The 13,145-nt window shown below is 70.8% G+C and carries 14 protein-coding genes; 5 read left to right on the top strand and 9 right to left on the bottom strand.

The genetic code is table 11. The features are described 5' to 3' along the window. Positions 1-37 precede the first annotated feature (37 nt). The 5 genes from ABZX12_RS36060 to ABZX12_RS36080 form a co-directional block, all read right to left on the bottom strand. On the bottom strand, positions 38-919 hold the full coding sequence (locus ABZX12_RS36060) for a MurR/RpiR family transcriptional regulator (RefSeq protein WP_355699937.1): 882 nt from the start codon (positions 917-919) through the stop codon (positions 38-40). Between the two features lie 79 nt (positions 920-998). Next, positions 999-1,946: a tetratricopeptide repeat protein gene (locus ABZX12_RS36065; RefSeq protein ID WP_355699938.1), complete on the bottom strand. Its 948-nt coding sequence runs from the start codon at positions 1,944-1,946 to the stop codon at positions 999-1,001. A 43-nt stretch (positions 1,947-1,989) separates the two neighbouring features. Next, positions 1,990-3,780 (bottom strand): NAD-binding protein, encoded by a 1,791-nt coding sequence (locus tag ABZX12_RS36070; RefSeq protein WP_355699939.1) that lies wholly within the window; start codon positions 3,778-3,780, stop codon positions 1,990-1,992. Continuing rightward, entirely contained in the window at positions 3,701-5,374 is a 1,674-nt protein-coding gene (locus ABZX12_RS36075) for a methylmalonyl-CoA mutase family protein (RefSeq protein ID WP_355699940.1), read from the bottom strand. Before ABZX12_RS36075 ends, ABZX12_RS36070 begins: the two co-directional genes overlap by 80 nt. A gap of 167 nt (positions 5,375-5,541) precedes the next feature. Continuing rightward, positions 5,542-6,045, bottom strand: a complete 504-nt coding sequence (locus tag ABZX12_RS36080; protein ID WP_355699941.1) for a MarR family transcriptional regulator — start codon at positions 6,043-6,045, stop codon at positions 5,542-5,544. Positions 6,046-6,077: 32 nt separating this feature from the next. Between ABZX12_RS36080 and ABZX12_RS36085 the strand changes: the two genes are divergently transcribed. The 4 genes from ABZX12_RS36085 (at position 6,078) to ABZX12_RS36100 (ending at position 8,981) form a co-directional block, all read left to right on the top strand. After that, a complete protein-coding gene (locus ABZX12_RS36085; RefSeq protein WP_355699942.1) occupies positions 6,078-6,527 on the top strand; it encodes a DUF4231 domain-containing protein in 450 nt (149 codons plus the stop codon). A gap of 45 nt (positions 6,528-6,572) precedes the next feature. Next, the gene (locus tag ABZX12_RS36090; RefSeq protein WP_355699943.1) at positions 6,573-7,295 is read left to right on the top strand and encodes a maleylpyruvate isomerase family mycothiol-dependent enzyme; all 723 of its coding nucleotides are present in this window, start codon (positions 6,573-6,575) and stop codon (positions 7,293-7,295) included. 61 nt (positions 7,296-7,356) lie between these two features. Then, a complete protein-coding gene (locus ABZX12_RS36095; protein WP_355699944.1) occupies positions 7,357-7,704 on the top strand; it encodes a YciI family protein in 348 nt (115 codons plus the stop codon). Next, positions 7,701-8,981 (top strand): DUF6596 domain-containing protein, encoded by a 1,281-nt coding sequence (locus ABZX12_RS36100; protein ID WP_355699945.1) that lies wholly within the window; start codon positions 7,701-7,703, stop codon positions 8,979-8,981. Before ABZX12_RS36095 ends, ABZX12_RS36100 begins: the two co-directional genes overlap by 4 nt. A gap of 135 nt (positions 8,982-9,116) precedes the next feature. On the opposite strand, the gene ABZX12_RS36105 is transcribed toward ABZX12_RS36100, so the two are convergent. The 4 genes from ABZX12_RS36105 to ABZX12_RS36120 form a co-directional block, all read right to left on the bottom strand. Further along, complete coding sequence (locus ABZX12_RS36105) at positions 9,117-9,833, bottom strand: PH domain-containing protein (RefSeq protein WP_355699946.1); 717 nt, start codon at positions 9,831-9,833, stop codon at positions 9,117-9,119. 89 nt (positions 9,834-9,922) lie between these two features. Beyond that, on the bottom strand, positions 9,923-10,081 hold the full coding sequence (locus ABZX12_RS36110; protein ID WP_355483178.1) for a hypothetical protein: 159 nt from the start codon (positions 10,079-10,081) through the stop codon (positions 9,923-9,925). A 297-nt stretch (positions 10,082-10,378) separates the two neighbouring features. Continuing rightward, entirely contained in the window at positions 10,379-11,335 is a 957-nt protein-coding gene (gene meaB, locus ABZX12_RS36115; protein ID WP_355699947.1) for a methylmalonyl Co-A mutase-associated GTPase MeaB, read from the bottom strand. Positions 11,336-11,356: 21 nt separating this feature from the next. Further along, positions 11,357-12,559 (bottom strand): acetyl-CoA C-acetyltransferase, encoded by a 1,203-nt coding sequence (locus ABZX12_RS36120; protein WP_355699948.1) that lies wholly within the window; start codon positions 12,557-12,559, stop codon positions 11,357-11,359. Between the two features lie 135 nt (positions 12,560-12,694). On the opposite strand from ABZX12_RS36120, the gene mce reads away from it, so the two are divergent. Then, positions 12,695-13,126: a methylmalonyl-CoA epimerase gene (mce, locus tag ABZX12_RS36125; protein WP_355699949.1), complete on the top strand. Its 432-nt coding sequence runs from the start codon at positions 12,695-12,697 to the stop codon at positions 13,124-13,126. Positions 13,127-13,145: the final 19 nt, after the last annotated feature.

A 13,145-nucleotide genomic window follows, 5' to 3' on the forward strand; every position in this document is an offset into this window, starting at 1 on the left:
CTCTCCTTTGGAAGGCGGTCGAACGGAGTGCGGGAGTTCAGGAGCGGTGGCGATGCGTCGACACCGCGTCGGCCGTGGCGTCGAAGGCCTGTTCGGCCAGGGGGTAGTCGCGTTGCGCGACACCGAGGTAGAGCGCGTCGAGGACGATCATCTGGGCGTGCCGCCCGGACAGTCCGCCGGTGCGGAACGTGACGTCGCGGGCGGCGGTGACCAGCACGATGTCGGCCGCCTGCGCCAGTGGCGACCGCGGATAGTTGGTGATGGCAACAGTCGTCGCGCCCTGCCGGCCGGACCGGGTCATCGGCTCCAGCACCTCGAGCGTCTCGCCGCTGTGCGAGATCCCGATCGCGACATCACCGCTGCCGAGCAGCGCGGAGCTGGCCAGCGCGGTGTGCACGTCGCTCCAGGTGCTCGCGCCGCGACCGATCCGGTGCAGCCGCAGGCGCAGGTCCTCGGCGACGGCGGCTGACCCGGCGACGGCGTACAGGTCGATCCGGCGGGCGTTCGAGATCGCCTCGACGGCGCGTCCGAGCGCGTCCACGTCGAGCGCGGCGACGGTGTCCTCGAGCGCGCGGGTGTCGGCGCGCAGCAGGGTCCGCAGTACGTCGTCGAGCGAGTCGTCCGGGCCGACCTCGGAGCCGGTGCCACGCTCCCAACTCGGACTGGTCCGCCCGCTCTCGGCCGCCAGCGTGAGGCGCAGCTCGGCGTACCCGGACAGCCCGAGTGCGAGACAGAACCGCGTGACGCTGGGCAGCGACGTGCCGCACCGGGCCGCCAGCTGCCCGATCGTCGACGAGGCGACCGCCGCCGGGTCCCGCAGGACCTCGGCGGCGATCCGCGCCTGTGCCGGGCTGAGCGCCGGCAGCAGGCCGTGGATGCGTGCCTCCAGGCTCGGCGGCGGCGATTCGACAGCGCTCATGTGAAGAATTCTCAGAGCACTCCGGCGTTATTTACAAGAATTCACGCCGACCGGTTCCGGCCAGCCGATTCACACGCGATCAGAACAGGGCGGCCATCAGCCGGCGGCGGGCCTTGACGACCCGCTCGTCGTCCGCGCCGACGACCTCGAACAGCTCGAGCAGGTGCAGCCGCACGGTGTTCCGCTCGTCGCCCGCGGTCGCCTGGACGGTGGCGATCAGCCGCGCGAACGCGTCGTCCACGTGCCCGCCCATCAGGTCCACGTCGGCGACCAGCATCTGCGCCTCGACGTCCGCAGGGTCGTCGGCCGCCCGCGTGCGGACGTCGGCCGGCACGTCCTGCGTCCGCTTCACCAGCTGCACACGGGCCAGCCCCGACTTCGCCTCGGCGTCGTTCGGCGTCTCCTTCAGCAGCTCCTCGTACGCCGCGATCGCGCCGTCCAGGTCGCCCGTGCCGATCGCGTTCTCGGCCTTCTCGTACCGCGGGTTCGGCGCCTCTTCCGCGTCCGCAGCGGGACCGTCCGCCGCCGGGGCGACCGGCTCGGCGCGGCCGGTGATCCCGTTCGCGACCGCGACCGTCAGCAGCTGGTCGAGGTACTGCCGCGCCTCCGGCTCGCCGAGCGCACCCTGGAACAGCGGCACGACCTGCCCGCGCAGGACGGCGATCACCAGCGGAACCGTCTGCACGCCGACCGCCTGCGCGAGCTGCGGGTTCGCGTCGATGTCGATCCGGGCGAGCAGGAACTTCCCGGCGTACTCCGTGGACAGCGCGGCGAGCACCGGGCCGAGCGCGACCGACGCCTGCGAGCGCGGCGACCAGAACTCGACGACCACCGGGACCTGCAGCGAGCGCTCGATGACGTCGCTCTGGAAGGTCGGCTCGCTCACGTTCAGCACGTACGACCCCGCGGCACCGCCGCCGCCGGCCGGGGCACCGCCCGCCGGGCCGCCGGGCGCCGGCGCACCGGCGGGCTTGCGCAGGGCCGACAGGTCGATCGCCCCGGGACGGGAGAAGTTGGACTGGCTCACCACTGTCCTCGCAATCCGTACGTACCGTTCACAGCTCTATCCTCTACGACGCGGCCGAACCGCGCTGCGCCCGGGTCGCCATCAGCAGCCGGGCGAGCCCGCTGCGGGTGCCCGCGACCGCGAGCCGGTCCCCCGGGCGCAGCACCCGATCCGGCTCCGGATCCCAGTCCCACGGACCGTCGAAGTCCTGCCGGGCCAGCACCCGCAGCCCGCCGGCCTCGTCCAGCTCGCCGAGCCGCAGCCCGCCCGCGACCGATCCGGACTCGACGTTCACCTCGGTCAGCAGCAGGACGCGGCGCCCGGCCGGGATCGTCACCTGCTTGCGCCGGTTGGCGACCGCGGCCGCGACCGCCGGCGCCACCAGCATCGACACCGACCGGCTGTGGCCGAGGCCCAGCCGGCGCTCGACACGCTGCGCGAGGTCGTGGTCGAACATCCGCATCGTGATCCGGGCCTCCGGGTTCAGGTCCCGGGCCACCATCGCCGACTCCAGGTTGGTGATGTCGCCGTCGGTGATCGCGAGCACCGACTGGCAGCGCTGGACGCCGGCCGACCGCAGCGTCTCCTCGTTGCTGCTGTCCCCGATCACGACCGGGATCCGCAGCCGGTGCGCGACCTGGACGCCGGGCGCGTCCTCGTCCTGGTCGACGCCGACGACCGCGACGCCGCGCTCGGTGAGGATCTCCAGCACCCGCGCGCCGACCGTCCCGAGGCCGCACACCACGACGTGGTTGCGCGGCCGGCCGCGGACGCCGCCGATGATCCGCGACAGCCGGGCGCCGATCAGCGAGTCGACCACGACCGCGGTCAGCAGCGCCATCAGCACGATCCCGGTCAGCTGCACCATGACCGCACTGACCTTCACCCACGGCTGGGCATCGTTGAACTTGTCGTCGTCGATCCCCGCCGAGGTCACCACGCCGACCGCGAGATAGAGCGCCCGCCACCACTCGATCCCGCCGAAGTAGTGGACGATCGCCGTACCGGCCGCGACCAGGAGCGCCATCACCGCGGCGATCTTGCGCACCCGGCTGTCCAGGATGTCGCGAACCGCCATGAACCAGCCCGCGGGACGGACGTCGCGGCTGCGCCAGATCGGCCGTACGCCGGTGCCGAGCACGAGGTCGCCGTCCGGGTCCGCGCTCGACGTCGGCAGCAACTGCGGTGTGGCCGACGAGGTGGTGTCCGCGAGCACCGTCAGGTGCGGCTCGCGGATCAGGTCGGCCGGCCCCACGACGACGCGCTGACCGCCGAGCTCCATCCAGGTCAGCTCGTCGTCCTCGAGCGCGTCCGACACGAACGCGGGCGCGGCCAGCGACGGCCCGTTGATCACCACGCAGTCGCCGAGCAGGTCGTTCAACTGCTTGCTGAGCCGCGGGTTCACCATCTGGACGACGATCCGCAGCTCCGGATCCATGTCCCGCGCGGTCAGGGCGGTGTGCACGTTGTGGACGTCGTCGGTGTCCAGCAGCACCAGGGCGCGGGCAGTGGACGGCGTACCGTCGTCGTCCGCATCGACCCCTGCCCGGCGCAGCAGTCCCTCGCTGATCACCCGCGCGCCCATCACGGTCGCGCCGAGCTCGCCGATCCGGTCGTAGTGCCGGGACGCCGGGTTCACGATCGCGGTCACCCGCTCGCCGGAACTGACCAGCTCGGTCACCACGCGCAGCATCGTCCGGTCCGAACCGCAGACCACGACCCGGCGGCCGTCGGCCGGATCGCGGGCGCCGTCCTGACCGGACGGTGGCGGCTCGTCAGAATCGGGCGGGCTCTCGGTACTCTCCCCACTGTTCCCGAAGAACGTGACAGATTTCCCCCATCGTGGCCTCCGCACGCACCGCCTCCAGCATGGGCTCGATCAGGTTGCCAGTGCCGCTGGCCGCCTCCACCAGAGCCGTTAGCGTACGACGTACCCGGTCCTCGTCGCGGTGGGACTTGCGCTCCGCCAGCACCCGGCACTGCTCGACCTCGACCTCGTGCGAGACCCGGAGGATCTCCAGCTCGCCGGACACCGTGTCGGTGAGCGTGTTCACGCCGACGATCTTCTTCTCCCCCTTCTCGAGCTTCTGCTGGTACTCGAACGCGGCGTCGGCGATCTCGGCCATGAACCAGCCGTCCTCGATCCCGCGCAGGATGCCGCCGGTCATCGTCTCGTCCGGGCTCAGCTCCTTGATCCGCGCGAAGATCTCCTCGGCCTCGGCCTCGATCTCGTCGGTGAGCGCTTCGACGTACCAGGACCCGCCGAGCGGGTCGGCCACGTTCGTGACGCCGACCTCCTCCATCAGCACCGACTGGGTGCGCAGCGCGATCTCGGCCGACTCGGCGGTCGGCAGCGCGAGGGTCTCGTCGAGCGCGTTGGTGTGCAACGAGTTCGTCCCGCCGAGCACGGCGGCGAGCGCCTCGACGGCGGTCCGTACGACGTTGTTGTACGGCTGCTGCGCCGTCAGCGAGACACCCGCGGTCTGGGTGTGGAACCGCAGCCACTGCGCCTTGTCGGTCTTCGCCCCGTACACGTCGCGCAGCCAGCGCGCCCAGATCCGGCGGGCGGCCCGGAACTTGGCGATCTCCTCGAAGAAGTCCAGGTGGCTGTCGAAGAAGAACGACAGGCCGGGCGCGAACACGTCGACGTCCAGGCCGCGGGACAGCCCGAGCTCGACGTACCCGAAGCCGTCGGCGAGCGTGTAGGCGAGCTCCTGCGCGGCCGTCGAGCCGGCCTCGCGGATGTGGTAGCCGGAGACACTGAGCGGCTTGTACGCCGGGATCGTGGTCGCGCAGTACTCCATCAGGTCGCCGATCAGGCGCAGGTGCGGCTCCGGCGGGAACAGCCACTCCTTCTGCGCGATGTACTCCTTGAAGATGTCGGTCTGCAGCGTCCCGTTCAGCTTCGAGATGTCCGCGCCCTGGCGCTCGGCGGCGACCAGGTACATGCAGAAGGCCGGTACGGCGGGGCCGGAGATCGTCATCGAGGTGGTGACGTCCTGGAGCGGGATGTCCTTGAACAGCCGGTCCATGTCGGCGGCCGAGTCGATCGCCACACCGCAGTGCCCGACCTCGCCGAGCGACTTCGGGTCGTCGGAATCGCGGCCCATCAGCGTCGGCATGTCGAACGCGACCGACAGGCCGCCACCGCCGCCGTTCAGGATCATCTTGTACCGCTCGTTGGTCTGCTCGGCGTTGCCGAAGCCGGCGAACTGACGGATCGTCCAGGTGCGGCCGCGATAGCCGGTCGCGTACAGCCCGCGGGTGAACGGGAACTCGCCCGGCCAGCCGATCCGCTCCATCCGCGGGTCGTCGACCCCCTCGGGCGGCCCGTACACCGGCTGGACCGGGGTGCCGGAGAGCGTGGTGAAATCCGCCTCCCGCTTCCGAGCCGCGTCGTACCGCTGCTGCCACCGGCTCCGGCCGGCCGCGATCTGCTCGGCATCCATCAGTCAGACCTCCCTAGAGACTGGTCCCAAAATACTAGGACGTCCAACTATTTTCCAATGCCGGACGCCCGTCACTCACCAACCTTCGCGGAGCGCGCCGGGTCGCCCGGCCCCAAGCGTGCCGGCGTGGTTCGTGGCGCGGTTGGTGAGCGGTGGGCGTCCGCCCGTCAGGTGAAGTCGCCGGCGTTGTGGCGGAGCGGTTCGAGGACCGACCAGAGCATCTTCAGCTGGTCGTCGGTGAGGCCGGACAGCGCGAAGTCCGCGGCAACCAGGTCGGCGGTGGCGCGTTCGACCAGGTCGCGGCCCTCGGGGGTGATCTCGCAGAGCACCGCGCGGCCGTCGTCGGGGTGCGGCGTCCGGGTCACCAGCCCGGCCGCCTCCAGCCGGCGCACGATCGACGTCACCGAGGTCGGGTGCACCTGCAGCCGCTCCCCCATCTTGCCGAGCGGCAGCGACCCGCGGCGCGAGAACGTGAGCAGCACCAGCGCCTCGAACCGGGCGAAGGTCAGACCGTGCTTGCGGAGGATCTCGTCCAGCTCGTTGATCACGATCTGCTGCGCGCGCATCAGCGACGTGACCGCCCGCATCTGCTCGACGGCGCCCCAGCGCCGGCCCCACTGCCGCGACGCCTCGTCGATCGGATCGAACGGCAACGCCCTCTTCCTGGCCATGGGCGGAACCTTAACCCCACACTTGTCCCACCATGTCGAGAAGACTCAGAGATTCGGACTTCCCCGCACTGGGGACCGACGCGCCCGCCGAGCAGCTGATCAGCATCCGGTTCCGTTGGTACGCCGCGCAGTCCCGGCGGGCCCGTATCTGGTACCGGGCGCTCGGCACCGTGCAACTCCTGGCCGCCCTGGTGATCGCCATCTCCGTGGCCATCAAGGCGCCCACCTGGCTCGCTCCGACGCTGGGCGGTGTGATCGCGCTGGCCGAGGGGATCCGGACCTTGTTCGGGTTCAAGGACTCCTACCCGACCTACACCCGGACCGCGCAGGAGTTGCGGAACGAGGCCTGGCTGTACGCCCAGAAGGCCGGCCGGTACGCCAAGGCCGGCGACCCGGTGAAACTGCTCGCCGAGCGGGTCGTCGAGATCAGCCACACCGAGACCGAGGACTGGGAGGCGGCGCTCAAGGCGCGAAGCGTCTGAAGGTGCGCGCCTGAAACTGTCCATGGACCCTGCGATGGTTCGGGCATGGACTTTCTGGAGCACGTGCGGGCCGAGAGCGCCCGGCTCGGCGAGGTGGCGCGGACCGGGCTCGACGCGGCCGTGCCGAGTTGCCCGGGGTGGACGGTCGACGACGTGGTGCGGCACGTCGCGACGGTCTACGTGCACAAGGTCGAGGTGCTGAAGCTCGGCGCCCTCCCCGACCCCTGGCCGCCGGACTTCTCCGGCCGCACCTCCTTGGAGTGGTACGACGAGGCGCGGGCGGCGATCGTCGACGCGCTGGCGGCGGCCGGGACCGGGACGCCGACGTGGACGTTCAGCCCGCGCGACCCGACGTCGGCGTTCTGGCACCGGCGGATGGCGCACGAGACCGTCGTGCACCGGATCGACGTCGAGCAGGCGCACGACGCGGTCAGCCCGATCGATCCCGAGCTGGCCCTCGACGGCATCGACGAGATCCTGTACCCGACGCTCGGCGGTCCGTGGTGGGAGGAGGGCGACACGGCGTACCCGATCGACGCGACGGTCCGGCTCACCGCCGCCGGCCGCTCCTGGACCGTGTCCGCCGACGCGACGCGGGTCGACGTACGGCAAGGGGCCGAGGGGGATGCGGCGGCGGAGGTCACCGGGGATCCGGCGCAGGTCTATCTGTGGCTGTGGGGCAGGGCCGGCGAGGACGCGATCGAGGTCGCCGGCGACCCGAACGTGGTGCGCGCCTTCCGCGGAAGAATTTCCGAGGCTTCGCAGTGATGATGTCCTCTGTGGGGGTTGGCGTTCGTTCCCTTCACAACAGACGAGAAGGAGGACTCCCATGGCGCAGTACCTTGCACTGACCTACACCGCCGACGTCGACTGGTGGGCGCCCGAGCAGGCCGAGGAGCTGGCCGAGTACCGCAGGTTCGGGGCCGAGTTCGCCGAGCAGGTCAAGGCGAGCGCCGTGCTGCACCCGACCTCGACGGCGACCGTCGTCCGGGTCGAGGGCGCCCGCGGCGGACCGGTGGTCACCACCGACGGACCGTACGCCGAGACCAAGGAAGCGCTGACCGGCTACTACCTGATCGAGGCCGCCGACCTCGAGGAAGCGGTGCGGATCGCCGCCGAGATCCCGGCCGCCTGGGGCGGCGCGGTCGAGGTCAGGCCGGTCATCCTGGCCAGATGAACCACGACGCCCTCGCCGAGACGATCCGGATCGAGGGGACGCGGATCCTCGCGACCCTGATCCGGACCGTCGGCAACGTCCAGCTCGCCGAGGACGCCGTCCAGGAAGCGGCGGTGGCGGCGCTCGGCGCGTGGCCGGTCACCGGCGTACCGCCGGAACCGCGCGCCTGGCTCACGGTGACCGCGCGGCGCAAGGCGATCGACATCATCCGCCGGGAGCAGTCGCGCGGCGCGAAGGAGCGCGACGGCGCGGACCTGATCGAGCTGTCCAGGCGGGAGGTCGACACCGAGGACGTCGTCCAAGACGACCTGCTGCGACTGATCTTCACCTGCTGCCACCCGTCGCTGTCCCCGCCGACCCGGGTCGCGCTCGCGCTGCGCACTCTCTGCGGCCTCTCCCCCGCCCAGATCGCCGGCGTCCTGCTCACCACCGAGGCGGCGACGACCAAGCGCTTGGTGCGGGCGCGGCAGAAGATCGCGGCCGCCCGGATCCCGTACCGCGTGCCCACGGAGGACGAGCTCCCCGAACGGCTGCCCGCGGTCTGCGCGGTCATCCACAGCCTCTACACAGCCGGTCATGCACCGGCCGAGGGCGACGCGGCGTACGACGTCGACCTGTGCGGCGAGGCGATCCGGCTGGCCGAGCTTCTGCACGCGCTGCTCCCCGGTCAGCCCACGCCGACCGCCGTTCTCGCGCTCCTGCTCCTCACCGAGGCGCGCCGACCGGCCCGCCTCGACGACGCCGGCGACGTCGTCACGCTCGACCTGCAGGACCGCTCGTTGTGGGACCAGGAACTCATCACGCGCGGCGTGGCGCTGCTCAACGACTCACTCGAGCGGTCCGCCCGGCAGGCCGACGCCTATCAGTTGCAGGCCGCGATCGCGGCCGAGCACGCGCGCGTCCCCAGCTACACCGCGACCGACTGGCGCGAGATCGTCCGGTTGTACGACCTGCTCGTCGAGGTCTCCCCCAGCCCGGCCGCCGACCTGGCCCGCGTCGTCGCCATCGCCGAAACCGGCGAGGTGGAGACCGCGCTCGAACTGCTCGACGCGATCCCGCCCAGCTCCCGCCGGCACGCGGTCCGGGCCGAGTTGCTCGCCCGCACCAACCGGTACGCCGAAGCCGTCAGCGAACTGGACCAAGCGCTGGCCGTCGCCCCGCCCGACCATCCCGAACGCCGCCACCGGGAACGCCGCCGTGCGAGCTTCCAGGAACTCGCCGACTCCCGCTTCACCACAAACCGGCGGCCCCCCACCCGCCCAGCCTCGACCATCTGAGGGGTCAACCCCCGAGATCGCTGGTTGACACTCCGCATACAGGGGGCATAAGCCACCACCACCGGGGTTGACCCCTCAGATGGTCAGCCCTGTCGGACAGGCGGAGGATCGTCTCCGGCGCGGTGGCGTGGGTCGTCAGTCGCTGTCGGTCCAGTTGCCGCGCTCGCTGTTGAAGATCGACTTCGAGCCGGACGACGGCGGAGACGCCGGACGGGACTGCTGCGCGGCGGCCGGCGCCGGCGTACTCGCGATGACCTCCTGCGCCGAGTCCATCCCGATCGGACCGGTGCCGTCGTCGTCGGAGTCCTCGTCCCCCTGGAGCACGTCGACACTCGCCGAGGCCCGCAGGCCGGTGCGCTGGATGACGCGCTGGATGGTCAGGTCGCGGTCGTCGGGCCGGCTGACCCACTTGATCTCGCGGAAGCCCTGGTCCTGCGCGGCGGACTCGAAGACGAAGTGGCCGTAACCGAAGACCCTGCCGATGATCGGCTTCTGCAGGGTGATGTCGAGGACCCGCGCGATCGGGGTCGTCGCGACGGTCTGGGAGAACACGCCGCGGATCCGCATCACCCGCATGTTGGTGACCACGAACCGGTCCCGATGGTGGGTGAGGAACTGCCAGAAGGCATGCGCGCACAGCACGAGCACGATGGCCAGCAGCACCGGCTGCCCGCCGATCGAGGTGGTGGCCATCGTGACCAGCAGCGCCGCCGCCAGCACCACCTCGAGCATCGGCACCGAGTACACCACCCAGTGCTGCCGGACCTCGTCGATGACGACTTCGCCCTCGTCCGAGATCAGATGGCGCCGGACCTTCGGGTCGAAGATCCGGAACAGGCCTATTCCGGCCATCCGCTCACTCCCCTGTCACGCTGTTGTGTGACCCCGTACATCCAAGTGTCCCGCACGACGGCGCGTCACGGGACACTCGAAACGGCAGATCAGCTGAACAGCGCTGTCAGGAAGGCGATGACGCTGGTGAAAGCGTCACCAACAGCCGAGAACGCGCCACCTACCGCGTTGGCGGCGTTGGCCGGCTGAGTGAACAGATAGAAGCCGGCAAAGGCGATGAGCGACCAGATCAACAGCTTCTTCGGCATGTCGCCACTCCTTGTTCCTAACCCACTCGGTCGACTGTGTTTGAGTTTGTATCACGGACCGTCACCAATTGTCACTGACTGAACACAGCCCACCGCACAATGCTCACCAGCTACAAGGTCCATTCTGTAACGGATTGGGGGGCACGGCAGCCATCGGCGCGCCGCCCTGAGACGGGGACCACCGCACTCAGCGTAAATCCTGCGGTATTTGCCCGGATTCGGCACAACTCCCGGTGAACGAAAAGCAAAGACACAATGTGACACTGCGTGGTCGATTGTTCCACAGCGAGACAATCGTCACAACGCGGCGATCAACTCGTCGGCAGCCGAATAGGGGTCGGTGTCCCCGTCCGCGACCTTCGCCGCGAGCACGTCGAGCCGGGCGTCACCGTGCAGGTGCGCGAACCGGGCGCGGAGCGCGGTGGTCGCGATCGCCTCGATCTCGTCCCGGGCGCGACTGCGCCGGCGGTCGGTGAGCACGCCGTTCCCGCGCATCCACTCCAGCCGGTCCTCGATCGCCTGCACCACCTCGGCGACGCCCTCGTTGCGGGACGCAACCGTCTTCAGGATCGGCGGCGACCAGGCCCCCTCGGCGCGCTCGGCCAGCGCCAGCATCGCCCGGAGGTCCCGGGTGACCGACTGGACGCCGTCCCGGTCGGCCTTGTTCACCACGTAGATGTCGCCGACCTCGAGGATCCCGGCCTTGGCCGCCTGGATGCCGTCGCCCATCCCGGGCGCCAGCAGCACCAGCGTGGTGTCCGCCATCCCGGCGATCTCGACCTCGGACTGCCCGACGCCGACGGTCTCCACCAGCACCACGTCGAAGCCGGCCGCGTCCAGCACCCGCAGCGCCTGCGGCGTCGACCACGACAGCCCGCCGAGATGCCCGCGCGAGGCCATCGACCGGATGAACACCCCGCGATCGGTCGCGTGGTCCTGCATCCGCACCCGGTCGCCGAGCAGTGCGCCGCCCGAGAACGGCGACGACGGGTCGACCGCGAGCACGCCGACCCGCTTCCCGGTCTCCCGGTACGCCGACACCAGGGCCGACGTCGACGTCGACTTGCCGACGCCCGGCGACCCGGTGATGCCGACGATGTGCGCATGGCCCGCGTACGGCGCCAGCGTGGCCATCACGTCCCGCAACAGCGGCGACTCGTCCTCGACCAGCGAGATCAGCCGGGCCACGGCCCGGGAGTCACCCTCCCGGGCCCGCTCGACCAGCTCGCCGACAGGCGCCGTACGACGTGGCATCAGCTCTGCGTCAGCTCGGCGTCAGCTCTGCGGGACCCGCACGATGAGTGCGTCGCCCTGGCCGCCGCCGCCACACAGCGCGGCCGCTCCGACACCGCCGCCGCGGCGGCCGAGCTCGAGCGCCAGGTGCAGCACCAGACGCGCGCCGGACATCCCGATCGGGTGGCCGAGCGCGATCGCGCCGCCGTTCACGTTCACCTTGTCCTCGCCGACCTGCAGCTCGCGCGCGGACGCGATCCCGACCGCCGCGAACGCCTCGTTGATCTCGATCAGGTCGAGGTCGGCCGGCGCAATGCCTTCCTTCGCGCAGGCCTTCACGATCGCGTTCGCCGGCTGGCTCTGCAGGGTCGAGTCCGGACCGGCGACCGAGCCGTGCGCGCCGATCTCGGCGATCCAGCTGAGCCCGAGCTCTTCGGCCTTCGCCTTGCTCATCACGACGACCGCGCAGCCGCCGTCGGAGATCTGCGAGGCCGAACCGGCGGTGATGGTGCCGTCCTTGCCGAAGGCCGGCCGCAGCTTGGCCAGCGCCTCGACCGAGGTGTCGCCGCGGACGCCTTCGTCGCTGTCGACCACGATCGGGTCGCCCTTGCGCTGCGGCACCTCGACCGGGACCACCTCGTCGGCGAACAGGCCGTTCTTCCAGGCCTCGGCGGCGCGCTGGTGCGAACGGGCGCTGAACTCGTCCTGCTCCTCGCGGCTCAGCTTCTCGACGGTGTTGTTCTGCTGGTCCGTCAGCGCACCCATCGCCTGGTCGGTGAACGCGTCCCACAGCCCGTCGTATGCCATCGAGTCGACCAGCGTGGTGTCGCCGTACTTGAAGCCCTCGCGGGACTTCGGCAGCAGGTGCGGCGCGTTGGTCATCGACTCCATGCCGCCGGCCACGACGATCTCGTACTCGCCGGCGCGGATCAGCTGGTCGGCGAGGGCGATCGCGTTCAGCCCGGACAGGCAGACCTTGTTGATGGTGATGGCCGGGACGTCCATCGGGATGCCGCCCTTGACCGCGGCCTGACGGGCGGTGATCTGACCGCCGCCGGCCTGCAGGACCTGGCCCATGACGACGTACTCGACCTGGTCCGGCGCGACGCCGGCCTTGTCCAGTGCGCCCTTGATCGCGAACCCGCCGAGCTCGGCGCCGGTGAAGCCCTTGAGGCCACCCAGCAACCGCCCGATCGGGGTCCGTGCACCGGCGACGATGACGCTTGAGTTCCGCGTGTCAGACATGCCGTCACGATACCTGCGAAGGCACTGGTACGCCGCTGCTCGAGCACGTCAGACGGGTCACACGGATCGTGCCCCGAACTGTCACGTGGGCCACTTTCGATGGCCTCGGCAGACGTCCTGGGCCACGCTGGCGGGATGGATCAGTTGTTCGACGCGATCGACCACGTCGGCATCGCGGTGCCCGACTTCGACGAGGCCGTCCGGTACTACGCCGACGTGTTCGGCATGACCGTGGCGCACGAGGAGGTCAACGAGGAGCAGGGCGTCCGGGAGGCGATGCTCTCGGTCGGCGACTCGGGCTCCTCGATCCAGCTGCTGGCGCCGCTGTCGGACGCCTCGCCGATCGCCAGGTTCCTCGACCAGCGCGGCCCGGGCATCCAGCAACTCGCCTACCGCGTCAGCGACCTCGACGCCGTCTCCGAGGTCCTCCGGGAGCGCGGCGCCCGGCTCCTGTACGACGAGCCGAAGCGCGGCACGGCCGGCTCGCGGGTCAACTTCGTCCACCCGAAATCGGCCGGCGGCGTGCTCGTCGAACTCGTGGAGCCACCGGCCTCCCACCCGGCGTGACGGCTCGCTAAAACACCGC

The organism is Kribbella sp. NPDC003505 (genome assembly GCF_040610875.1).
Taxonomy (GTDB): domain Bacteria; phylum Actinomycetota; class Actinomycetes; order Propionibacteriales; family Kribbellaceae; genus Kribbella.